Below are 22,408 nucleotides of genomic sequence, written 5' to 3'. Positions count from 1 at the left end.
CTGGAAAGCGAGGCATATAAATAACGTAAAAAATGCCTATAAGGAGTTATTCTTGCGGCTGAGACAAGAGCATTTGAGCGGTTGGATGATGCGGTTTTCCCTCTAAGTATTTACGGCGAAACAGATTGAAATGCGTAAATAATGCTTGGGATGCATCAATATCGCCAGCTTGCTCTAGCACAGTAGCTGCCACTTCAGCGGTACAATGCTGCTCTTCACGCGATGGGATACGCAGCAGGTAGTCGGTTCTCGCTTTCGTATTGATTGACAGCATTGGAATTTGATCCAAATAAGGGCTCTTGCGGAACATCTTACGAGCTTCTGGCCAAGTGCCATCTAACAAAATAAATAGTGCAGGTTTGTCTGAAAGCGTTGGAGCATTGACGACAACGCGACCCGTTTGCGCATAGCTTTCTGGGAAAATTAGATAAGGTTGTCTAGTCTTATCTTGCAGTGCAGCTAATAGCTGGTTGTCCGGATCTGTTCTTGACCACTGATATGCCTGAGTATCAGGAAGCACATCAGCAATCAGCTTTCCGGTATTGCTGGGCTTAAAAACTTCACCATCAAACATAATCAGACAAAATTGGCTTTTTGCTTTCGCTGAAACCGTTTCTTCACAGAGACACTGAGGTACGGGAAGCAGGCAATATTGACAGCGTTTTACCCGGCAACCTCTTGCTTTAAAAGGTTTTGTAGAAAGGGCTAAGCGTTGCTGACGCAGATGATAGACAGCGTTCTGACTCATGATTGATAGGGTACTTTTCGTTGTGACAAAAATAAGGGGCATATTGTACGCAAAACGATTTGTCTACGATAGAAGTATATTCAATAACTTTTCGGTGAGATAATAGCGCGGATCGGTAGCGTAGCTTTGCAACTTCATGTAATCTTCGCGCCATAGCTTAGTAGGGGATAGCGATGAACGACACGAATGATTTTAGCGGTAAAAACGGCAAAGTAAAAGTGATGTATGTCCGTAGTGAAGAGCAGGACAGCAATAAAGGTAATGATAAACGCCGTGGCAGTCGTGATGATAAGCGCGATGATAGACGCGGTGATAAACGTTCAGGTGGGCGTAACGACCGCAATGATCGCAACGACCGCTCTGGTCGCTCTGGTCGTCCAGAAGGCGGCCGCTCAGAACGACGTTCTGACAACGACAGACGTTCAAGTAATCGCGATAGCGCACCACGTGGTGAGCAATCACCATGGCGCACCGTTTCAAAACCGGGAAGTGATGAATTAGAAAACGATCATGGTGGTATCTCAGGAAAAAGCCAAATTGATCCTGAGCAACTGCGTAAACAACGCCAAGAAGAAACCCGTATTTACGGCGAAAATGCTTGCCAAGCGATGTTTAAAAACCGTCCAGATGGTATTGTCCGTGCGTGGTTCTTGCAGTCAGTCACTCCACGTTTTCGTGATGCATTAAAATGGATGGCGGCAAACCGTAAGGCGTACCATGTTGTTGATGAAGAAGAGTTAACAAAAGCGTCTGGTACTGAGCACCACGGCGGCGTGTGCTTTATCATCAAAAAACGCGGTGGTATGGCAGCAGAAACCTATTTAGAAAATGCGGTCGATACCGATTGTGTTTTAGCGTTAGAAGATGTTGGTAACCCGCATAACCTTGGTGGGATCATGCGTAGCTGCGCTCACTTTGGTGTGAAAGGTGTGATTTTACAAGATGCAGGAATGCTGGAGTCCGGTGCGGCAATTCGTACCGCTGAAGGTGGCGCTGAGCATATTAAAGCCATTGATGCAGATGGTTTCACGCCAACACTGAATAAATTCCGTGAAGCAGGCTATACCATCGTCACCACATCAAGCCATAAAGGTAGTCAGGACATTGCTAAGGTTCAATTACCGAAGAAAATGGTGCTGGTGTTAGGTCAAGAGAGTGATGGTTTAAGTGATAGCACATGGGATCAAGGCGATATGAGCCTGTACATTGGCGGAACAGGTAAAGTTGAAAGCCTGAACGTCTCTGTCGCAACAGGGATTATGCTTTCTCAGTGGTGGTCACAAAATAAAGCTAAGTAATGACTTACTGACTTGGCTAGCAAAAAAAACCATACGCAAAATTGTGTATGGTTTTTTTTCGTCTGAAGCATATGTCGGTTAGTGAGCCCCACCACCCTCTTTTGAACCGGCTCCGAATGGTGGTTTGGCAAACCAGACTATCACCATCAATAGAATAAACACACCTGCGGACATCCAGAAAATTTCATTAGCAGAAATAATTAACCCTTGCTCAGTAATTGAACGTGCAATATACGCGGCACTTTGCTGTTCATTCATGCCTATTTGCGCCAACTCACTGTACATATGTTGAGCATTTGGATTGTACGGGTTAACAAATTCTGTCAGATTTTCATGGTGCATGGCTTCACGCTGTGTCCACATGGTCGTGGTGATGGAGGTACCAATTGCGCCCGCTAAGGTTCGCGTAAAGTTAGATAAACTGGACGCTGATGCCATTCTTTCCGGTGGTAAACCAGACAATGTAATGGTGGTAAGTGGCATAAAGAAGCAGGCTATCGCTAAACCTTGAACGAACTGAGGCCACGCAGCGGCGGCAAATCCCATCCCAGGTTCAAAGGTGTAAGCTCGCCAGTAATAGCACACGGCGTACATAATAAAACTGAATGTCACTAAATAACGCATATCAATACGATTACCAAAGCGACCAATAATCGGCGTGATAAGCAGTGGTAAGAGACCGACGGGGGCAGAAGCTAGCCCTGCCCATGTTGCTGTGTAGCCGTATACTTCTTGCAGCAACTGAGGCAATAGAACAATCGTACCGAAATAGAGCATATACGCCAAACTGAGCGCCAAACAACCGATAGTAAAATTACGCTCTTTAAAGAGGGAAAGGTCGATGACAGGATGCTCATCAGTCAGTTCCCAAACAATTAAGAAGGCTATCGCGACAACGGCGACAACGGTGAGAACGATTATCTCAGTAGAGTTAAACCAATCGAGCTCTTTCCCTTGGTCGAGCATAATCTGTAATGCACCGATCCCAACAACCAGTAAGACAAGCCCCACGGTATCAATCGGCTTGATAGCGATTTGAGTTTCACGTCCTTTAAGCGTTCGCATAATGGCAAAAATAATGGCGATACTAAACGGAACGTTGATAAAGAAAATCCAGCCCCAGTGGTAGTTGTCACTAATATAGCCACCAAGAATAGGCCCACAAATCGGCGCAACCACAATGGTCATAGACCATAGTGCAAGTGCCATACTGCGTTTGGCTGGTGGATAGTTATTGAGTAATAGACTCTGAGATAACGGAATGAGTGGGCCAGCAACCAAACCTTGTAGAACGCGGAATAAAATCAGCATTTCTAAGCTGTTGGAGATCCCACATAGCCATGAGGTTAGGGCGAAAAGCCCAGTAGACCATAAAAAGAGGCGAACTTCACCAATACGACGCGCTAACCAGCCAGTGATCGGAATGGAGATAGCATTCGCTACCCCAAACGATGTGATCACCCATGTGCCTTGTGAGTTAGATGCACCCAAGTTACCCGCAATTGTGGGGATAGCGACGTTAGCAATGGTCGAATCCAAAACTTGCATGAAAGTCGCCAAAGATAACGCAATGGTCATCCAAGCCAGTTTTGAACCTGTTAACGGTGCATTTGTCACGTTAATGTCTCCGTTTACTTATTTGCCAGAGTTATTTTGAATAATCTCAGCAACAATTTTGTCAGCAGGAGACATATCAACCGCTAAAGCGGTTGTGTGATAAGCCGGCGTATCGCGCAGACCTTTGGATAATACTTTGCCATCTTTGTTGGCTGTATCCACTTCGACTTCCGTGGAAAGCCCGATGCGCAATGGATATTCATCCAACTGAGTTTCATCGAGAGCGATACGTACCGGAAGGCGTTGCACTACTTTGATCCAGTTACCGCTCGCATTTTGAGCTGGCAATAACGAGAATGCGCTCCCCGTCCCCATATCAAGGCCAATCACTGTGCCGTTGAATACCACATTCTTGCCGTAAAAATCGGTAGTTACTTTGGCAGGTTGACCAATACGCATACTGGCTAATTGTGTCTCTTTAAAGTTGGCATCAATCCACATTCCGCTGGATGGTACAATTGCCATTAATGGGGTATTTGGCGTGATTTGTGAACCGACTTGCACACTGCGGCGAGAAACATAACCATCTACTGGACTAACAATTTTAGTACGTTGAAGGGCAAGCCATGCATTTCTAACTTGCGTTGCAGCTTGTTCAACCAGTGGTTGTTTTTCTAAAGCCGTATTGAGCACGATAGCTTGATTGGCATTGTACTGTTCAATCGCCACATCAAGTGCACCTTTCGCACTGATGACCGCTTCTCTCGCGTGTTGGAGCTCTTCTTTACCGATTAAATTGCTGCTACCTAAGACTTCGCGGCGTTTTAAATCATTTTGTAAGCGGGATAGTTCAGAGCGTTTAACATCAATATTTGCTTGAAATTGGCGGCTATTGATAATGTGCTGTTGGGATTGTCGAACACTGTTAGCAAGTTCAGTTTTGGCTTTTTCTAGGGCGAGTTCGGCATCTCTGGGATCTAACTCCACCAGTACCGTTCCACTTTTCACAAAATCGGTATTATCGACATTGACTGTCATGACACTACCGGATATTTGCGCTTGGATTTGAACTTGATTTCCAGCAACGTAAGCGTTGTCTGTCGATTCGTAATGGCGTAAGACGAGATACCAGTATGCAGTCCAACCGATGCCAATCGCGATAAAAATAACGGTTAGGAACATTAGGGCATTTCTGCGCTGTCTTTTTTTGTTTAACGGTGGCGTTTGCGTTTCAGGCAGATCCTCGCGTGCGCTCATACTGGTGGTTCCCCATATTCAATGGATAAAAATAACGGCTGTTTCCAGCAGTTAGTGTTAACTACTGGAAACTAAGACGACAAATGATTTCGTTGCTCGATGGGATATCGCAATATATAACTGAAAGGATAATGAAATATATGTGAGTGAAAAGTTTTTTTTCAGTTTAAGCCACAGAATGCCTCAAAAACATTAACCATGCATTATATGTGGTCAATGTTATCAGTCTTTTATGCTATCGAGTTTTGCTAATAATTTGCGCATCAGCTTGTCGAGCAGCTGTTTTTCATCAATATCCAATGAAGACCAGATATCGATCAATGCTTTATGTTGTGGTGGTAATAGTCCACTGAGAAACTCAGAGCCTTTTTCAGTTAAGTGCAAATGTAAGCAACGACGGTCGTTATGGCTTTCTTTACGCTCAATCCAGCCATTTTTTTCTAATTCATCGGCAATACGTGTCGCGTTAGTCCGTGAAGAGCCTAATGCAGCACTGAGTTCAGATGGCTGAATGCTATGAGAATCTTTGGTATCAAGGATCATGAGCGCCATAAATAGCGTTTCATTGACGCCCTGAGCTCTTAGCATATTGTTACGTGATTCCAACAGTTTTCCATGAACGTGCATGCATAAGCGCGTCAATAAAATTTCTTGGTAAGGGATAGTATTTTCCAGTGAAGTTTGTTGCGCGACGCGAGCGTTAAGTAATTCTTCTGTCGGTGTAAATGAACTTTCCATTATTTGGATACCTTATTAGTTTCAGTTGGTAAGATTTCAACTGTAATCAACCATGTGAATGGTATATTAAAAGATAGAATTAGCAATTATACTTAATTAATTTCATCCATTTTATTTTGACAATGATACATCATTCATAAATTTTATGAATGTGTTTTAACGCATTTAGTATAGTTCAATTAACAATCACTGCTTTCTTACTATCATGTAGGTAAATAGATGAAAATATAATTGCGTTTTATACGACAAATAAAATCATATAAAACAATATATAATCACATCGCATTAACTCAATACCATTTTTTTTATTACTCAATAATTACAAGATAGAAGGATCTTTCTGTTTTTTGGTGTAAATACCCTAGAAAGACATCTAGGGTATTGAGTAATACCGAATTAATATTTTATGGGTAAGAAGTATACCATTTGATAAAGATATACTTTTTGCTTAACTGTGTCACTTATTAACTTTTTCTAGGTAAATTATACCTTGAACCAATTATTTATCATTGTTAGCTATTTAACATGATGATTATTATCACAGTGCCATAATAATAGGCTAAATAATGTGCGCATGAAGAATAAATGAAATATTAAATGAGTATAGAGTTCTATAGCAGCCAAATAGATGTCTGCTATAGATATAAATGAATGAAGTAATTACTGTTCAGAGGTAATTGTTGGATCGAATCGAGAGCCGATTGCCCAAATGATTAAACTGATGCCAGTGATAATAACACCTGAAATAGCGACGCCCATCCAGCCTGCATGTTCATAGGCATAACCTGAAAGTAATGAGCCAAGTGCTCCACCAATAAAATAACTGGTCATATAACCGGCAGTTAAGCGATTTCGTGCTTCAGGCATAATACGGTAAAGCGTGCTTTGGTTAGTCACATGAACGCCTTGAATGGCCAAATCAAGTACTAAGATACCGATAATAAAAGCGATGAGTGAATATTTTGCTAGGCCAATCGGGATCCACGATAGCAACAAGAGAATTAGCCCTAGGGTGGTAACTAATTTGCCTTTACCTTTATCCACTAGGCGTCCGGCTTGGGTTGCCATTAATGCGCCTGCAGCGCCAACCAGACCAAATAACCCGATAGTGCCCTCTGAATAATTAAAAGGTGGACTGGCTAATAAGAATGCCATCGCTGTCCATAGTAGTGCAAAGTTAGCGAAAGTGAGGGCACCAAGTAGTGCTCGAGTCGCTAAGACTGGTGTAGTAAAAAACAGGCGTCCGATAGAGCCAATAAGTTGAAAATAGTTAAGCTCCGTTTTTTGGTGATAGCGCGGTAATTTAAGTGCCAAAATTAGGATCAGAAGCATCATTAATCCAAAGGCAACCCAGTAAATTGCTCGCCAACCGCCTATCATTGCCACGCCACCAGAGATAGTTCGGGCAAGTAAGATACCAAGAAGTAATCCACTCATAATGGTGCCCACCGCTTTGCCCCGTTGGTGAGGCTTTGCAATAGAAGCTGCCATAGGAACAAGAACTTGGGCGACAACGGAGAATAGCCCTGTGAGGGCGGTACCGAGAAGAATTTGCCAAATATTGTTAGAAAGTGCGGTGATCAATAAGCCACTGGCTGATAATGTTGTCATCACAATGATCAATTTTTTGCGTTCAAAAAGATCACCAAGAGGAACAAGGAAGAGTAACCCAACGGCATAACCTAATTGGGCGGCGGTCACAATAAAGCCGGCCATGTTGGTTGTTAGGTTGAATTGGAGTGCGATAGTGTCTAACAGGGGCTGTGCGTAATAGTTACTGGCAACGACCAGTCCAGTGGCGATGGCCATTAAGAGCGTTAAGCCCGTAGTCAGTTCCGCTTGTGGTGTTTTCATGCTCATTATGCTTCGGATATGAATGTTATTTTATGATCTTGTGGGTAGGCAGTAAGCCTATCCCACTATGACCGTTTATAGTATTAATGATTTAAGTGATTTTATTATTTTTTTCAAAAGATTGATGCGAGATATTTTTGTTGATGTTATTCAAAAAAGCCAATCATCATCTTCAGTACTGACTGCTTTACCAATCACATAGGATGAACCTGAACCTGAGAAAAAGTCATGGTTTTCGTTGGCGTCAGGCGAAAGGGCCGACAAAATCTCTGGGCTAACTTGGGTTATTGAGTCAGGGAACAGCGCCTCATAGCCCAAATTCATCAAGGCTTTATTCGCATTATAGTGAAGGAAGCTTTTTACATCTTCACTCCAGCCAACGCCATCATACAGCTCTTGGGTGTATTTGATTTCATTTTCATATAAATCAAACAATAATGAAAAAGTAAAATCCTTAATTTCATTGCGTTCCTGTTCAGAATAATGGACAAGAGCTTTTTGAAATTTATAGCCAATATAGTAACCATGAATCGCTTCATCGCGGATGATTAGGCGGATTAAATCAGCGGTATTGGTGAGTTTTCCACGGCTTGACCAGTACATGGGTAAATAAAAGCCCGAGTAAAACAAAAAAGATTCTAAAAAGACGCTGGCGACTTTTTTCTTCAGTGGATGTTCATCGCAGTAGTAAGACAAAATAATTTTGGCTTTATTTTGCAATGCACTGTTTTCTTCACTCCAACGGTAAGCTTCATCAACATCGGCAGTGGAGCACAGCGTTGAAAAGATAGAGCTGTAGGAGCGTGCGTGGACAGCCTCCATAAAGCTGATATTAGAGAGAACGGCTTCTTCGTGGGGTGTTTGAGCATCTCCCATTAAACACGGTGCCCCAACGGTATTTTGGATGGTATCCAACAAGGTTAGCCCAGTAAAAACGCGTATGGTGAGCTTTTGCTCGGCAGGTGTCAGAGTGTTCCAAGAAACTGTGTCATTGGACAGTGGGATTTTTTCCGGTAGCCAAAAGTTGCTGGTTAGTCGATTCCAGACCTCGAGATCTTTATCATCTTGGATACGGTTCCAGTTGATCGCTTGAACAGGGCGATTGAGCGTGCTGGTGGTCATTATCTTTTTCCTTTTACAGTGAGCAGGAGACGCAGCCTTCGACTTCGGTGCCTTCAAGTGCAGTCTGACGTAATCGAATGTAATACAAGGTTTTGATCCCTTTTCGCCATGCGTATATTTGAGCTTTATTGATATCGCGGGTGGTGGCATTGCCATCAAAAAATAGGGTTAGTGATAAACCTTGATCGACGTGCTGAGTGGCCTCGGCATAGGTATCAATAATTTTCTCAGGACCTATTTGATAAGCATCTTGGTAGAATTCGAGATTCTCATTCGTCATAAAAGGAGCAGGATAATAGACACGACCAATTTTCCCTTCCTTGCGAATTTCAATAGGTGCTACTACGGGATGAATGCTGGAGGTAGCATTATTGATATAAGAGATAGATCCTGTTGGCGGAATGGCCTGCAAGTTTTGATTGTAAATTCCATAGGTCATCACGGACTGTTTTAATGTCTGCCAGTCCGCCTGTGTTGGTATTTCGATGCCCGAACGTCGGAATAATTCCTGCACGGTTTGGGTCTTTGGTGACCAGGTTTTGTTGATATATTTATCAAAATACTCGCCACTGGCGTAGGTGGACATTTCAAAACCATCAAAGGTTTGTTGACGTTCAATAGCCAATTGGTTAGAGGTTTTTAAGGCGTGGTATGCCACGGTGTAAAAGTAGATATTAGTAAAATCTAACCCTTCTTCAGAACCATAATGAATATGTTCACGGGCTAAGAAACCATGCAAATTCATTTGCCCTAAACCAATGGCGTGAGATTGTTGGTTGCCTTTGGCTATGGATGGAACAGAGCGAATATTGCTCATATCAGAAACGGCAGTGAGGGCGCGAACAGCCGTATCAATCGAGCGTGCAAAATCAGGGGAATCCATGGTTTTGGCGATGTTCATGGAGCCTAAATTACAACTAATATCTTTACCAATATGTTGGTAACTTAAATCCTCTTCATAAAGGCTAGGCTGGTTTACCTGTAAAATCTCAGAGCACAAGTTACTCATATTGATTCGACCTGCAATGGGATTGGCGCGGTTAGCCGTATCCTCAAACAAAATGTAGGGATAGCCAGATTCAAATTGAATTTCAGCGATAGTCTGGAAAAACTCTCGTGCATTAATTTTGAATTTCTTGATGGCTTTGTTATTTACCATTTCATGATATTTTTCTGTCACGCTGATTTCAGACATCGGTACCCCATAGACTTTTTGGATGTCATAGGGGGAAAACAGGTACATATCTTCATTATTTTTAGCGAGTTGGAAGGTGATGTCGGGGATCACGACGCCAAGCGAAAGCGTTTTAATACGAATTTTTTCATCCGCATTTTCCCGTTTGGTATCTAAAAATCGCAGGATATCGGGGTGGTGAGCATGAAGATAGACCGCACCAGCACCTTGTCTTGCTCCTAGCTGATTGGCATAGGAAAACGCATCTTCCAGCATTTTCATCACTGGAACCACGCCAGACGATTGGTTTTCTATCTGTTTAATTGGCGCGCCTTGTTCGCGCAAATTACTCATCAAGAAAGCGACTCCACCGCCGCGCTTAGAAAGCTGTAACGCTGAATTCACGGAGCGCCCGATAGATTCCATATTATCTTCTATGCGCAGTAAAAAGCAGGAAATAAGCTCACCTCGTTGCTTTTTGCCGCCATTAAGGAATGTGGGAGTGGCTGGTTGAAAACGTCCGCTAATGATTTCATCCACTAAGAGAGTCGCGAGGAATTTTGAGCCTTGGGCTAAAGCTAGGGCAACCATACAAACGCGGTCTTCATAACGTTCAAGATAGCGCTCGCCATCGAAGGTTTTTAGGGTGTAGCTGGTGTAATACTTAAAGGCACCCAAAAAGGTTTGGAAGCGAAATTTGTGGGCGTAGGCTTGTTTGAAAAGCTGTTTAATAAATGGGAAATCGTATTGTGCGAGCACCTCTTCTTCGTAGTAATTTTCGTTGACTAAGAAATCGAGTTTTTCTTTTAGGTCATGAAAAAAGACTGTGTTTTGATTTACATGCTGGCGGAAATAGAGATGCGCGGCTTGTTTGTCTTTATCCAGCTGTAATCGGCCTTCATTATCATAAAGGTTTAGCATCGCATTGAGCGCGTGATAGTCCGCATTGTTATTATGATTATTATTGTGCTGTGGGTTATCCATTGATCTGCTCCTTTGTGTGAGCCCAGAATGTTTTTAATCCTTGTTTTACAGATTGCACATCTCGCTCTGTGCCTAATAATTCAAATCGGTAGAGGAAGGGGATTGCGCATTTTTGAGCGACAATGTTGCCAGCAATGGCATAAGCCTCGCCAAAGTTGGTATTGCCCGCGGCGATGACTCCGCGAATTAACGCACGGTTTGCCTCGATATTGAGAAAGTGCACCACTTCTTTAGGCACGGCTCCATGAGCGGTTCCTCCGCCATAAGTCGGTAGCAACAGTACATAGGGCTGTGAGGCGAGAAGCGCATTTTCAGGTAGATGACCTATGGGAATGCGAGTGGCTGGCAATTGCAATTTTTCGACGAATCGATGGCAATTACCTGAGCGACTCGAGAAATAAATTAGCGGTTGAGTGGCCATTTCAACCTCACTTACTCAATCAATGAATTGATTTTATCGGGGCGGAAGCCAGACCAATGCTGCTCTCCTACAATGACGACAGGAAGCTGCTGATATCCTAGTTTTCTTATGAACTCAATGGCTTGGTTGTCTTCAGAAAGATCGATAATGGTGTACGATAATTGCTTGCGTTCAAACGCTTGGTAGGTGGCATTACATTGAACGCAGTTGGGCTTACTATAAATGGTAATCTCAGTCATTTTTTTCACCTTAACATTTTCAGAACGTGGTAGTTACGTAATGGTGGTTTGTTGAAGATGATTGAATCCTATATATGGATAAAAAATATTTCAACCATACAATATATAGTGATTTCTTTATTTGAATGATAATCATTCAAATTATTGTCTATGCTGTTATTAACATTGGAAATAAAAAAATTCAGGGGGAGATGATTCAGTTAGCTACACTGAGAAAAAATATCATTGCAAAGTAGAAATAATTTACCTTATAACTGTATATACAATCAGGTAAATGAATCCTTTTGAGGAGATGTTATGTACCATCAATATTTAGTAGCCCCAGAAAACTTTCCGAAACCGTGGATCCATATTACGGCTGATGATGAAGGTGTGACGAGTATCTATTTTGTTGATGAAAAAACGGAGAAGGAGTCGAAAAACGAATTCTCAAAGCAGTGTGCGAAAGAACTAAAAGAATATTTTAATCATAAGCGGAAAGTGTTTTCGGTTAAATTGAATCCACAAGGTACTGAATTTCAGAAAAAAGTCTGGAAGCATTTGTGCGAAATTCCTTATGGTGAGCGCTGGAGTTATAAAGATCTCGCCTTAAAACTGGGCTCGGTTAACTATTGTCGAGCAGTCGGTATGGCCAATTCTCGTAATCCTATATCTTTGATTGTGCCTTGCCATCGTGTTTTAGGACATGACGGAAAGCTGGTGGGTTACACGGGAGGATTGGATATTAAAGATTGGTTACTTATTCATGAGAAGTAAACGCTAAAAAATTAACCATGAGTAATACTTACCTTTGCATTAATTACTATTATTAAGAATTATCCCCGTTTTCTGGGCGAAAAAGGTGGATAAATAATATTTTTTTATCATTTAAATCAATTTTCGTGATCTAGGTTGTAGACAAGCCAGTTATATATTTGATGTACTGAGCTTGATACAGATGGTGTGTCTATTTTATTTTAAAGGTAATATTTGATGTCTAAAGTTAAAGGTAACGTTAAGTGGTTCAATGAGTCCAAAGGTTTTGGTTTTATCACTCCAGAAGATGGTAGCAAAGATGTTTTTGTTCACTTCTCTGCAATTTCTGGCGACGGTTTCAAAACCTTAGCAGAAGGCCAAAAAGTTGAATTTGAAATCACTGAAGGCGCGAAAGGTCCATCAGCTGCTAACGTTGTCTCTTTGTAATTAAATACTTAGAAACGAACAGCACTGAACTCGCACTAGCTTTGCTAGCGCGAGTTTTTTTATGGTTAAAATTGACCTAATGATATTTTTTATTGGTGATAAATTAGGTAACTAATAAAAAACCCCAATGTGTAGTTATTCACAATTGGGGTTTCTTTTAATCACTATTTTGACGAAAAGATTAATATTATTTAACTTCTTCGCCTTTTGCTTGTAGATCGGCATGATAGGAAGAGCGTACAAACGGACCACAGGCTGCGTGAGTGAAGCCCATATCCATCGCCGCCTCTTTCATTTCATCGAACTCAGCAGGGCTCACATAGCGTTTAACGGGTAAGTGGTGGCGGCTTGGCTGCAAGTATTGCCCTAAGGTTAACATGGTGACGCCATGGCGACGCAGATCACGCATCACTTCAATGATCTCTTCGTTGGTTTCCCCTAAGCCCACCATTAAGCCGGATTTTGTTGGAATGTCAGGGTGCGCTTCTTTGAATTTTTCCAATAATTTCAGTGACCATTCGTAGTTAGCACCCGGGCGAACTTGGCGGTAAATACGTGGTACGTTTTCAAGGTTATGGTTAAATACATCCGGTGGTGTCGCAGTGAGAATTTCTAATGCGCGATCCATACGCCCTCGGAAGTCAGGGACGAGGGTTTCAATTTTAATGGTCGGGCTTTTTTCTCGAATGGCACTGATACAGTCAGCGAAGTGCTGAGCACCACCATCACGTAAATCATCACGGTCAACGGAGGTAATAACCACATAACGCAGTGCCATATCTTTGATGGTTTGCGCTAATTTTATTGGTTCATTCGCATCAGGGGCATTTGGTCGACCATGGGCAACGTCACAGAATGGACAACGGCGAGTACAGATCGCACCTAAGATCATAAAGGTGGCGGTTCCGTGGTTAAAACATTCAGAGAGGTTAGGACAGGAAGCTTCTTCGCAGACTGAGTGCAGGCCATTTTTACGCATTGCGGCTTTAATGCCTTGAATTCGCGTAGAATCAGCTGGCAATCTGATTTTCATCCAGTCAGGTTTACGTAGAATTTCTTCACGTTCCGTCACCACGTTTTTAACAGGGATCAGTGCCATTTTATCGGCGTCACGGTATTTAATTCCACGCTCGATCTGAATTGGTTTACTCATAATGTGCCGGTTCCAGTTATCTGTTTGCCATTAAAATTTTTTTGAAAAATGTTAAAAAATTATAGCATTATTATTGAACAATATGAAATCCAAGTGTGTCACAGAACTGACTAATAAGCACTGGCTGAACATCGTTTAATGTAATGTTTGGCGACAGTGCTCTCACTTGTGTCATTTTCAATTCACTATAACCACAAGGGTTAATGCGATTAAAAGGCTCGAGATCCATATCCACATTCAGCGCCAATCCATGGAATGAACAGCCTTTTCGAATACGTAAGCCAAGGGAGCAAATTTTGTCTCCGTTGACATAAACGCCGGGTGCATCAGGGCGCGGATACGCACTAATATTAAAATGGGCGAGGGTATTGACCACGCAATTTTCTAGGGCGCTAACAAGCTCACGGACACCAATGTGGCTACGTTTTAGATCTATCATCACATACATGACTTGCTGACCGGGACCATGGTAAGTCACTTGTCCACCGCGATCGCTTTGGATAACAGGGATATTTCCTGGCGCGAGAAGGTGTTCGGCTTTGCCAGCTTGCCCTTGGGTAAATACAGAAGGGTGCTGAACCAGCCAAATTTCGTCGCAGGTATCAGGGGTGCGGGATTCAGTAAATTGGTGCATTGCCTCAGATGTGCTCTCGTAGGGAGCCAGACCTAAGTCGCGGATGATGATGCTATTCTTCGACAAAATTCGGTGTCCACAGGCTGTAAAGATGAATGGCAGTATAACGCTGTGAACGCGTTACCACCAGTTTGTCTTGTTATTAACTTGTTATTTTTTAGCTGATATTGCGGATAATAAAAAACCGAGCCGGAGGCTCGGACAGACCATTGACAAACCCATCAGGTTTGGAAATGGCTCTTTTGGGTTGTAAAACTAACAAGGAAAATCAATTTATTGATTTTCGCCTGATAACACAAAGAGGGAAAAACCACGCTTTTATCCCTCTTTGTCATCAACTTACCGAGCCGGAGGCTCGGTTTTTTTGTTGCTAATTACAGCACAACTTTCACTAACTCTAATGCGCCTAACTCAGTATAGAGCGTTTCAACTTGCTCAATATGAGTAGCGTTAATTGTAATAGATACAGAATGGTAGTTGCCTTTGCTGCTCGGTTTAACGTCTGGTGCATAATCACCTGGAGCATGGCGTTGAACCACTTCAATGACTTGGTCAACTAATTCTGGCTGCGCTAGGCCCATCACTTTGTAGGTCAATGGACATGGGAACTCAAGCAGTTCACCTAATTTCGTTTTCATGGGCACTCCTAAAATATTGATTAGCGCCTGCATAAAAATTGGCTGGAAGAAAATAGATTTCGCCAGCCAATTCATTCCCCATTAGGGTTTGTATTTCACTACAGGCTTTCAGATACAAACTATATGGGGTTAACTGATTTCAATTTCAAGTATTAACCAAACCAACGATGGAATAATAGTTTGATGTAGTCGATTAAACGGCTGAAGAAACCACCTTCTTCAACATCTTTTAATACCGCTAAAGGACGCTGTTCGATGGTTTTACCGTCTAATTGGAAGCTAATCGTTCCCACTTGCTGGCCTTTTTTCAGTGGCGCTTCGATTTCAGTGGTAGTTAATTCGTAGCTTGCTTTTAAGTCTTTTAAACGACCGCGAGGGATCGTGAGGTACAGGTCTTCAACCACACCTAGTTTAATTTCGCTGTCATCGCCAAACCAAACTGGGGCAGTGGCAAATTCGACGCCAGCTTGCAGTGGTTTCACTGTTTCATAGAAGCGGAAGCCGTAAGTCAGTAATTTTTTGCTTTCTGCATCACGACCTTTGCTGCTCTTTCCACCCATAACGACGGAAATAAGACGCATATCGCCATCTTTTGCGGAGGCAACTAAGTTATAACCTGCTGCATCAGTGTGACCCGTTTTGATCCCATCAACCGCAAGGCTCTTATCCCATAACAGACCATTACGGTTAGTTTGGCGGATATTGTTAAATGTGAATTCTTTTTCTTTATAAATTTCGTACTCTTCCGGCACATCACGGATCAGCGCTTGCCCAATCAACGCCATATCACGAGCAGAGCTGTATTGACCCTCTGCATCGAGACCATGAACGGTTTGGAAGTGCGTATTTTGCAGGCCCAGTTTATTCACGTAGGTGTTCATCAAGTTAACAAAGTTAGCTTGGTCCCCCGCGACATAGTCAGCCATAGCAACACAGGCATCATTACCGGATTGTAAGTTAATACCACGGGTTAGCTGAGAGACACTCACGCGATCCCCAGGCTTTAAGAACATTAATGAAGAGCCTTTGAAAATTGGGTTGCCTGTCGCCCATGCATCATCACCCACGGTGACCATGTCATTCGCGCCAATTTTACCTGATTTAATGGCTTGGCCGATGACATAGCTCGTCATCATTTTGGTCAAGCTAGCAGGGTCGCGGCGCTGATCTGCATTACTTTCGGCAAGCACTTTACCTGAATTGTAATCAATCAAGATATATGCTTCAGCATCGATAGCTGGAGCCGCAGGAACCGAAGTATTTGGAAACGCTTCGTTTGCATTTGCAAAAGTGACAGTAGAAACGATCAGTGCAGAAGCCAGCGCAGTCTGACGCACGATTTGTGGCAGAAAGACATTGCGTGATGAGGAGACATTTTTCATGGTTGTATCATTACATCCAACATTCGGTTAACACAAGAAAGCGCAGTTTAGCAAAAGTTCGAAGGCAGATAAAAGAAGCTCTTGCGCTGTGCAGATAAATTTACGTTAGTTTATACCCGTTGTACTTTAAGTTGCAGGGGGAGCTATCAATAATTTCCCCCAGCAACGTAAATTATTCGGTCATTGAGTGATTAAGGGGCAACAACCATGGATTGTTGATTGCGCTCAGACTGCAAACGAGATTGTATCTCTACGGCTTGTTGTCTCGTTGCAAAAGGCCCTAATTGAACACGGTAGATGCCATTGTAAGGCTGTAGACGACCCGGTACGTTAAACTGATTTTTTAAGTTATCCAACATACTCTGTGCATTGGCTTTGCTACTGATAGCACCAGCTTGAACTAAAAAACCACGTTCAGGAACGGATTCTGTTGCCGTTGTTTTCGGTGCAACTTGAGGTTCTGGTTGCTTGATGTTCATATCCGGCATCGTTGGTTGCATTGGCTCTGCGGGCTGTTTTACAGGTAAGGCATTACTTGGCGCTGGGGATTCTTGCATCACCGGTGTTCCTAATGGACCGGAGCCTAATTGTGGACGATCCGGCAGGGCATAACTTTGTTTAACAAAGTTTGAACCTACAGTTCCAGGTCCAGATAAGCTTCCATCTGGAGCAACTTGGATGGCATCAATTTTAATTTTTGTGGTCGTCATCAGATTTAAACGATCGGCGACTGCACGGGATACGGCAATACTTTTACCGGGAGTATAAGGACCACGATCATTAATGCGAACTACCATCATACGTCCGTTCATCATGTTGGTGATACGGGCATAACTAGGAATAGGTAGTGTAGGGTGAGCCGCGGTTAATTCTACTGGGTTAGCGCGTTCACCAATGGCAGTCAATTGGCCGGAAGCTTCTTGACCATAGATTGAAGCATAGCCCACTTGGGAAAATTGCGCGGGTTCACGGACAATTTGGTATTGCTTGCCATTACGCTGGTAATCATTATTTGCCGTTGGGTGATAAGGCTCATAATGTGGCTCAGCACCCAACACATCTTGTGTAGGGACATTGGTGGGGACTGTTGGCTGCTGCTTAACGTTTTCGTTAATACACCCACTGAGTAATGTGGTTGCCATGGCGAGCATAATCCATTGTAAACGCATACTAAGCCTCATTTTATAAACTCTTAGATAAAAATTTTCTGTGGGTATGGATAGACATGATAATACCGAATCCAGCCATTAAAACAATTAAGGCTGAGCCCCCATAACTCACTAAGGGGAGGGGAACTCCCACGACAGGTAGAATACCACTCACCATACCAATATTAACAAACACATACACAAATAGGATTAGGATTAATCCGCCGACCATGACTCGTCCGAAGGTGTTTTGCGCATTTGCTGCAATGTATAGCCCACGAATAATCAATAGGATATAAAGACCCAATAAGATCAAGACACCAATCAATCCAAGCTCTTCAGCTAATACAGCGAAAATAAAGTCGGTGTGACGTTCAGGTAAAAATTCTAGCTGAGACTGAGTACCTTCCAACCAGCCTTTACCCATTAAACCGCCAGAACCAATCGCAATTTTAGATTGGATGATGTGATAGCCTTTACCTAACGGGTCACTTTCTGGGTCAAGTAGCATCATGACTCGCGCTCTCTGATAGTCATGCATTAAGAAGAACCAGAGCATCGGAATAAAGGCGGCAACGGCGACGGCAGCAACGGCAATTAAACGCCAGCTCATTCCCGCTAAAAATAGGACAAATAGCCCTGATGCAGCAACAAGGATCGAGGTGCCCAAATCGGGTTGAGCCGCTACCAGTAATGTTGGGACAAAAATAAACACGAGAGCAATACAGGTATTTTTAAAGGATGGCGGGCATGAGTCGCGGTTCATAAAGCGAGCAACCATGAGCGGTACCGCGATTTTCGCAATCTCTGACGGTTGGAATCGTACAAAGCCCAAATCTAACCAGCGCTGAGCCCCTTTACTAATTTGCCCGAACACATCAACGAAGACTAATAGAATCACGCAGAAAATAAACAGGTGTGGCGCGAGGCTTTCATACATGCGAGGTGGAATTTGCGCCATCACGATCATCACGACAAAACCGGAAAAAATTTGTCCCAGTTTTCGTTCCATCATTTCAGGATCCAATCCGCTAGCACTCCACATAATGAAGGCGCTATAAGCGAGTAAGGCGATGATGATTAATAACATAGGCACATCAATGTGCAGACGTGTTGATAGTGATAATTTTCTCTTATCGTCAGTCATGATTAACGATCTTCCTCTGCACTGGCACCCGTACTTTCGACTTGGGTTTTGTTATCACCTAACAGGACATGGTCAAAGATTTGGCGAACAATATCACCAACTGCAGGGCCTGCTCCCCCGTTTTCTAAAATAATGGCAACGGAAATAGTGGGTTTATCATAAGGTGCATAAGCAATCATTAGTTTATGGTCACGCAAGTGCTCGGCTAATTTGCTGGCGTTATAGGTTTCATAACTAAATACCTGCGCCGTTCCTGATTTTGCAGCCACTTTATAAGGCGTCCCAACGAAACTACGCTTACCGGTACCATTTGGCGCATTGGCTACGCCGTACATACCCGTTTTGGCCAGTTCCCAATATCCAGAATGGATATCGCCAATTTGTCGAGTTTCTTTGTCTTCATAAGGCACCATGGCATCACCAAGTTTGGTTCCATACAGCAAATGAGGTGTTTTGACTTTTCCGTCATTAATCAACGTCATCAGTGCTTTAGACATTTGGATTGGTGTTGATGTCCAATAACCTTGACCAATCCCGACTGGGATGGTGTCCCCTTGGTACCATGGCTTTTTATAGCGTTTTTGTTTCCATTCACGGGTTGGCATGATCCCTTGACGCTCTTCGGAAAGGTCAATACCAGTATATTCCCCGTAACCAAATCGGGTCATCCATTCGGAAAGACGGTCAATCCCCATGTCATAAGCGACTTGGTAGAAGAAAGTATCCGCGGATTCAATGATGGATTTGACCACATTTAGCTTACCGTGCCCCCAGCGTTTCCAGTCACGATAGCGTTTCTCTGAGCCGGGGAGTTGCCACCAACCTGGATCGTAAATTGTGGTGTTTGGCGTAATCACTTTTTCGCTTAATGCCGCGACAGAGATAAAGGGTTTCACCGTCGATGCGGGTGGATATAAGCCCTGAGTCGCACGGTTGATCAACGGCCTGTTAGGGTTATTTAACAGGTCTTGGTAATCTTTGTTGGAAATTCCATTCACAAACAAGTTTGAATCGTAACTTGGTGTGGAAACCAACGCGAGGATCTCACCATTACGCGGGTCTGTGACGACGACCGCAGCACGGCTGGTGGTGAGGATTTTCTCAATATAAGTTTGTAATTCAAGGTCGATAGTTAAATAAATATCACGACCTGCTTGTGGCGGCTGCTCGTGTAATTGGCGGATCACTCGGCCACGGCTATTGACTTCAACTTCTTCGTAGCCCGTTTTACCATGCAAGACATCTTCGTAATAACGTTCAATACCTAATTTACCGATATCATGGCTGGCAGCGTAGTTGGGTAATAACCCTTCTTTATCAAGGCGTTCGACGTCTTTATCGTTAATTTTTGCGACATAGCCGATGACGTGGGTTAATGCGGAACCATATGGGTATGAGCGGCGCTGGTAACTTTTCACTTCTAAGCCGGGAAAGCGATACTGATTAACGGCAAAGCGGGCAACTTGAACTTCATTTAGCTGCGTTTTCAGCGCAATAGAGGTAAAGCGACGAGAGCGTTTACGCTCTTTTTCAAAGTTGGTGATATCTTCGTCAGTAAGGTCAACAACATCCCGTAGCTTGTCGAGTGTTTCCTGTAAGTCATCGACTTTTTCAGGAACAATTTCTAGCTGATAAAAGGTGCTATTGAGGGCTAATTGCGTGCCTTTTCGATCATAAATAATGCCGCGGCTAGGCGCAATCGGTACAAATTTAATGCGGTTATCATTTGAGCGTGTTTGGTAATCGTCATGACGAACGACTTGTAGATGATACAAATTGGTCACGAGGATTGAAGTAAGTATGACAATGACGCCGAAAGCAATTAATGCTCGGCGAATAAACAAAACTGATTCTGCGGTATGGTCGCGAAAAGGGGTGCGTTGTTGTTTCATCCCATTGCCATTGTGTACAAATTAATTCCTAACTATTCCCGATGATATGGGTGATTAGTCGTAATACTCCATGCCCGATAAAGACTTTCGGCAACAAGGACGCGAACTAGCGGATGGGGTAGTGTTAGTGGTGATAGCGACCAACTTTGTTCTGCGGCATCTTTACATGCCGGAGCAAGTCCTTCAGGCCCACCAATTAACAGACTGATATTACGACCATCTTGTTTCCACTTATCTAACTGTACGGCTAATTTGGGTGTATCCCAACGATCTCCTGGAATATCCAGTGTGACGATACGATTGCCTTTGCCGACAGCGGCAAGCATCAATTCACCTTCTTTTTCGAGAATGCGTTTGATGTCTGCATTTTTTCCACGTTTTCCTGCGGGGATTTCGGTTAATTCGAAAGGCATATCTTTGGGAAAACGGTGAAGGTAATCCATAAAGCCGGTCTGTACCCAGTCCGGCATTTTAGTTCCGACAGCGATGAGTTGTAATTTCAAACTCAGCTCCAGAGCTTTTCAAGTTCGTACATGCGGCGGCTTTCATCTTGCATGATATGGACGATGGCATCACCAAGGTCGACAACAATCCAGTCTGAAATGCCTTGGCCTTCAACACCGAGAGGCATTAAGCCATTTTTACGGCACGCATCAATTAGACGATCAGCCACAGACATCAGGTGACGAGTTGACGTCCCTGTGCAGATAATCATTTGGTCAGTAACACTTGATTTCCCATGGACATCGATCGAAATGATATCTTCAGCTTTCGCATCTTCAAGTTGATCGATAATAAATTTTTGGAGTTCAGTTCCTTGCAAAAGGTTCACCTTTCATTCAAATTGAGAGAATCTCTTGTTAAACACTATTCTTGTTAAAGACTATTCATCATTGTGCTTTCTAGGGGGATCCCCCTAGCAAAGTGCCGCCATTTTACCCCAGATTTTCACAAAAATCGGCTAAATTATTTTTTATTGGCGTAAGAGGGCAATTTATAGGGATATCTTATCCATTGGGCAAGACAATTATCGTAACTTTACAAATAAAATATCCCTATCTCTTGCGTATCAATATTCTAGAATAAGCGCTGAGTTGTGCAATTAATTAAATCGAAATTAAGTGAATAAAAGAGAATAAATTATTTGCTGACATTCCTATTTGGTTAATAGAAATAAAATTGCTTATTTTTGATACAAATGTTGCTGTTGAATATAGTGATAAACCACACGAGGCAGTAGATCCTCACAAGCCTGACCTTCGCTGAGTTGTTCACGTATTTCAGTTGCTGAAATATTAACCAGCGGTGTGTCACCAATAAAAATCGAACCACAGGGAGTTTGGCTCAATATTTGCGGGTCTTGTACTTGATGCTGTTGCAGCCACTGTTGCATGTCAGGATCGCTAAAATGTGTGGCGTAACCCGGTCTCGCGCAGACCAGCAGATGGCATTTATCCAATAGCTGAGTCCAGCCATGCCAGGTATTAATGGATAACAGGGAATCTTGACCAATAATGAACGCAAGAGGCTGTTTCTGACCAAGCTCTTGACGCAATTCACTGAGCGTTTCGATTGTAAAAGAGGGGGTGTTTCGCTGGAGTTCTCGCGTATCAACAGTAAACAGCGGGTTATTTTGAATGGCCAGTTTTACCATTTCTAATCGCTGGGTAGGGCTAGCTTCCGGTTGAGGTCGATGAGGTGGAACATGGTTCGGCAGCAAAATCACTTTTTGCAGTCCCACCTGATTAGCTAATGCTTCAACAGGGCGTAGATGCCCATAATGAATAGGGTCAAAAGTTCCCCCAAATAGCGCTTGTAGACCTTGTGGTTTAGCGTTCAT

Annotated in this window: 22 protein-coding genes; 3 read left to right on the top strand and 19 right to left on the bottom strand. The window is 43.1% G+C overall.

Annotation, left to right across the window (positions count from 1 at the left end):
• Positions 1 to 46: 46 nt before the first annotated feature.
• Entirely contained in the window at positions 47 to 748 is a 702-nt protein-coding gene (locus GKR48_RS15595; RefSeq protein ID WP_154628728.1) for a tRNA-uridine aminocarboxypropyltransferase, read from the bottom strand.
• Positions 749 to 921: 173 nt separating this feature from the next.
• Here GKR48_RS15595 and GKR48_RS15590 point away from each other — a divergent pair, with 173 nt between their 5' ends.
• Positions 922 to 2,046, top strand: a complete 1,125-nt coding sequence (locus tag GKR48_RS15590; RefSeq protein ID WP_154628727.1) for a tRNA/rRNA methyltransferase — start codon at positions 922 to 924, stop codon at positions 2,044 to 2,046.
• A gap of 78 nt (positions 2,047 to 2,124) precedes the next feature.
• Here the strand turns inward: GKR48_RS15590 and emrB are convergent, their stop codons facing one another.
• From emrB to nrdH, 8 genes are all read right to left on the bottom strand, one after another.
• Positions 2,125 to 3,663: a multidrug efflux MFS transporter permease subunit EmrB gene (gene emrB, locus GKR48_RS15585; RefSeq protein WP_336431186.1), complete on the bottom strand. Its 1,539-nt coding sequence runs from the start codon at positions 3,661 to 3,663 to the stop codon at positions 2,125 to 2,127.
• Between the two features lie 18 nt (positions 3,664 to 3,681).
• A complete protein-coding gene (gene emrA, locus GKR48_RS15580) occupies positions 3,682 to 4,860 on the bottom strand; it encodes a multidrug efflux MFS transporter periplasmic adaptor subunit EmrA (RefSeq protein WP_154628726.1) in 1,179 nt (392 codons plus the stop codon).
• A gap of 222 nt (positions 4,861 to 5,082) precedes the next feature.
• Positions 5,083 to 5,598, bottom strand: coding sequence for a transcriptional repressor MprA (mprA, locus tag GKR48_RS15575; protein ID WP_154604602.1), 516 nt, complete (start codon positions 5,596 to 5,598; stop codon positions 5,083 to 5,085).
• Positions 5,599 to 6,258: 660 nt separating this feature from the next.
• Positions 6,259 to 7,458 (bottom strand): MFS transporter, encoded by a 1,200-nt coding sequence (locus GKR48_RS15570; RefSeq protein WP_154628725.1) that lies wholly within the window; start codon positions 7,456 to 7,458, stop codon positions 6,259 to 6,261.
• Positions 7,459 to 7,602: 144 nt separating this feature from the next.
• A complete protein-coding gene (gene nrdF, locus GKR48_RS15565; RefSeq protein WP_154628724.1) occupies positions 7,603 to 8,574 on the bottom strand; it encodes a class 1b ribonucleoside-diphosphate reductase subunit beta in 972 nt (323 codons plus the stop codon).
• Between the two features lie 13 nt (positions 8,575 to 8,587).
• Entirely contained in the window at positions 8,588 to 10,732 is a 2,145-nt protein-coding gene (gene nrdE / locus GKR48_RS15560; protein ID WP_154628723.1) for a class 1b ribonucleoside-diphosphate reductase subunit alpha, read from the bottom strand.
• Complete coding sequence (nrdI, locus tag GKR48_RS15555; protein WP_154628722.1) at positions 10,725 to 11,153, bottom strand: class Ib ribonucleoside-diphosphate reductase assembly flavoprotein NrdI; 429 nt, start codon at positions 11,151 to 11,153, stop codon at positions 10,725 to 10,727. The genes nrdE and nrdI overlap by 8 nt, the downstream gene beginning before the upstream one ends.
• Before the next feature lie 11 nt (positions 11,154 to 11,164).
• Positions 11,165 to 11,392: a glutaredoxin-like protein NrdH gene (gene nrdH, locus GKR48_RS15550; protein WP_154628721.1), complete on the bottom strand. Its 228-nt coding sequence runs from the start codon at positions 11,390 to 11,392 to the stop codon at positions 11,165 to 11,167.
• Between the two features lie 297 nt (positions 11,393 to 11,689).
• On the opposite strand from nrdH, the gene GKR48_RS15545 reads away from it, so the two are divergent.
• Positions 11,690 to 12,148: a methylated-DNA--[protein]-cysteine S-methyltransferase gene (locus GKR48_RS15545; RefSeq protein ID WP_154604608.1), complete on the top strand. Its 459-nt coding sequence runs from the start codon at positions 11,690 to 11,692 to the stop codon at positions 12,146 to 12,148.
• A 216-nt stretch (positions 12,149 to 12,364) separates the two neighbouring features.
• Positions 12,365 to 12,574, top strand: a complete 210-nt coding sequence (gene cspE, locus GKR48_RS15540; protein ID WP_006662336.1) for a transcription antiterminator/RNA stability regulator CspE — start codon at positions 12,365 to 12,367, stop codon at positions 12,572 to 12,574.
• A 187-nt stretch (positions 12,575 to 12,761) separates the two neighbouring features.
• On the opposite strand, the gene lipA is transcribed toward cspE, so the two are convergent.
• The 10 genes from lipA to nadD all read right to left on the bottom strand — a co-directional run bounded on the left by lipA (position 12,762) and on the right by nadD (position 22,408).
• A complete protein-coding gene (gene lipA / locus GKR48_RS15535; protein WP_154628720.1) occupies positions 12,762 to 13,727 on the bottom strand; it encodes a lipoyl synthase in 966 nt (321 codons plus the stop codon).
• A 70-nt stretch (positions 13,728 to 13,797) separates the two neighbouring features.
• Positions 13,798 to 14,361 (bottom strand): lipoyl(octanoyl) transferase LipB, encoded by a 564-nt coding sequence (gene lipB / locus GKR48_RS15530; RefSeq protein WP_230086623.1) that lies wholly within the window; start codon positions 14,359 to 14,361, stop codon positions 13,798 to 13,800.
• A 374-nt stretch (positions 14,362 to 14,735) separates the two neighbouring features.
• Positions 14,736 to 14,999 (bottom strand): DUF493 family protein YbeD, encoded by a 264-nt coding sequence (gene ybeD, locus GKR48_RS15525; RefSeq protein WP_006662335.1) that lies wholly within the window; start codon positions 14,997 to 14,999, stop codon positions 14,736 to 14,738.
• 152 nt (positions 15,000 to 15,151) lie between these two features.
• The gene (dacA, locus tag GKR48_RS15520; RefSeq protein WP_154628718.1) at positions 15,152 to 16,381 is read right to left on the bottom strand and encodes a D-alanyl-D-alanine carboxypeptidase DacA; all 1,230 of its coding nucleotides are present in this window, start codon (positions 16,379 to 16,381) and stop codon (positions 15,152 to 15,154) included.
• Between the two features lie 191 nt (positions 16,382 to 16,572).
• Positions 16,573 to 17,550 carry an endolytic peptidoglycan transglycosylase RlpA gene (gene rlpA / locus GKR48_RS15515; RefSeq protein WP_154628717.1) on the bottom strand — a complete coding sequence of 326 codons (978 nt, stop codon included), beginning with the start codon at positions 17,548 to 17,550 and terminating at the stop codon, positions 16,573 to 16,575.
• 13 nt (positions 17,551 to 17,563) lie between these two features.
• Complete coding sequence (mrdB, locus tag GKR48_RS15510) at positions 17,564 to 18,676, bottom strand: peptidoglycan glycosyltransferase MrdB (RefSeq protein ID WP_154628716.1); 1,113 nt, start codon at positions 18,674 to 18,676, stop codon at positions 17,564 to 17,566.
• A 2-nt stretch (positions 18,677 to 18,678) separates the two neighbouring features.
• Positions 18,679 to 20,568, bottom strand: a complete 1,890-nt coding sequence (mrdA, locus tag GKR48_RS15505) for a peptidoglycan DD-transpeptidase MrdA (protein ID WP_154628715.1) — start codon at positions 20,566 to 20,568, stop codon at positions 18,679 to 18,681.
• Positions 20,569 to 20,600: 32 nt separating this feature from the next.
• Positions 20,601 to 21,071: a 23S rRNA (pseudouridine(1915)-N(3))-methyltransferase RlmH gene (gene rlmH, locus GKR48_RS15500; protein ID WP_154628714.1), complete on the bottom strand. Its 471-nt coding sequence runs from the start codon at positions 21,069 to 21,071 to the stop codon at positions 20,601 to 20,603.
• Between the two features lie 2 nt (positions 21,072 to 21,073).
• Positions 21,074 to 21,400 (bottom strand): ribosome silencing factor, encoded by a 327-nt coding sequence (gene rsfS / locus GKR48_RS15495; RefSeq protein WP_336431185.1) that lies wholly within the window; start codon positions 21,398 to 21,400, stop codon positions 21,074 to 21,076.
• A gap of 351 nt (positions 21,401 to 21,751) precedes the next feature.
• Positions 21,752 to 22,408 carry a nicotinate-nucleotide adenylyltransferase gene (nadD, locus tag GKR48_RS15490; protein ID WP_154628773.1) on the bottom strand — a complete coding sequence of 219 codons (657 nt, stop codon included), beginning with the start codon at positions 22,406 to 22,408 and terminating at the stop codon, positions 21,752 to 21,754.

Origin of the sequence: Providencia sp. wls1943, from assembly GCF_009706275.1 — a bacterium.
In the GTDB taxonomy this organism is placed as follows: Bacteria; Pseudomonadota; Gammaproteobacteria; order Enterobacterales; family Enterobacteriaceae; genus Providencia; species Providencia zhijiangensis.
The sequence above is the reverse complement of the archived record's forward strand: the minus strand, read 5'-3'. Positions and strand labels throughout refer to the sequence as shown.

Coding starts and splice junctions, on each gene's coding strand:
- nrdH (WP_154628721.1), bottom strand. CDS start 11,392: ATGACTGAGATTACCATTTATAGTAAGCCCAACTGCGTTCAATGTAAT.
- GKR48_RS15570 (WP_154628725.1), bottom strand. CDS start 7,458: ATGAGCATGAAAACACCACAAGCGGAACTGACTACGGGCTTAACGCTC.
- emrA (WP_154628726.1), bottom strand. CDS start 4,860: ATGAGCGCACGCGAGGATCTGCCTGAAACGCAAACGCCACCGTTAAAC.
- mrdB (WP_154628716.1), bottom strand. CDS start 18,676: ATGACTGACGATAAGAGAAAATTATCACTATCAACACGTCTGCACATT.
- rlpA (WP_154628717.1), bottom strand. CDS start 17,550: ATGCGTTTACAATGGATTATGCTCGCCATGGCAACCACATTACTCAGT.
- nrdI (WP_154628722.1), bottom strand. CDS start 11,153: ATGGCCACTCAACCGCTAATTTATTTCTCGAGTCGCTCAGGTAATTGC.
- GKR48_RS15595 (WP_154628728.1), bottom strand. CDS start 748: ATGAGTCAGAACGCTGTCTATCATCTGCGTCAGCAACGCTTAGCCCTT.
- nadD (WP_154628773.1), bottom strand. CDS start 22,408: ATGAACGCTAAACCACAAGGTCTACAAGCGCTATTTGGGGGAACTTTT.
- lipB (WP_230086623.1), bottom strand. CDS start 14,361: ATGCACCAATTTACTGAATCCCGCACCCCTGATACCTGCGACGAAATT.
- mprA (WP_154604602.1), bottom strand. CDS start 5,598: ATGGAAAGTTCATTTACACCGACAGAAGAATTACTTAACGCTCGCGTC.
- mrdA (WP_154628715.1), bottom strand. CDS start 20,568: ATGAAACAACAACGCACCCCTTTTCGCGACCATACCGCAGAATCAGTT.
- cspE (WP_006662336.1), top strand. CDS start 12,365: ATGTCTAAAGTTAAAGGTAACGTTAAGTGGTTCAATGAGTCCAAAGGT.
- nrdE (WP_154628723.1), bottom strand. CDS start 10,732: ATGGATAACCCACAGCACAATAATAATCATAATAACAATGCGGACTAT.
- nrdF (WP_154628724.1), bottom strand. CDS start 8,574: ATGACCACCAGCACGCTCAATCGCCCTGTTCAAGCGATCAACTGGAAC.
- lipA (WP_154628720.1), bottom strand. CDS start 13,727: ATGAGTAAACCAATTCAGATCGAGCGTGGAATTAAATACCGTGACGCC.
- ybeD (WP_006662335.1), bottom strand. CDS start 14,999: ATGAAAACGAAATTAGGTGAACTGCTTGAGTTCCCATGTCCATTGACC.
- GKR48_RS15545 (WP_154604608.1), top strand. CDS start 11,690: ATGTACCATCAATATTTAGTAGCCCCAGAAAACTTTCCGAAACCGTGG.
- GKR48_RS15590 (WP_154628727.1), top strand. CDS start 922: ATGAACGACACGAATGATTTTAGCGGTAAAAACGGCAAAGTAAAAGTG.
- dacA (WP_154628718.1), bottom strand. CDS start 16,381: ATGAAAAATGTCTCCTCATCACGCAATGTCTTTCTGCCACAAATCGTG.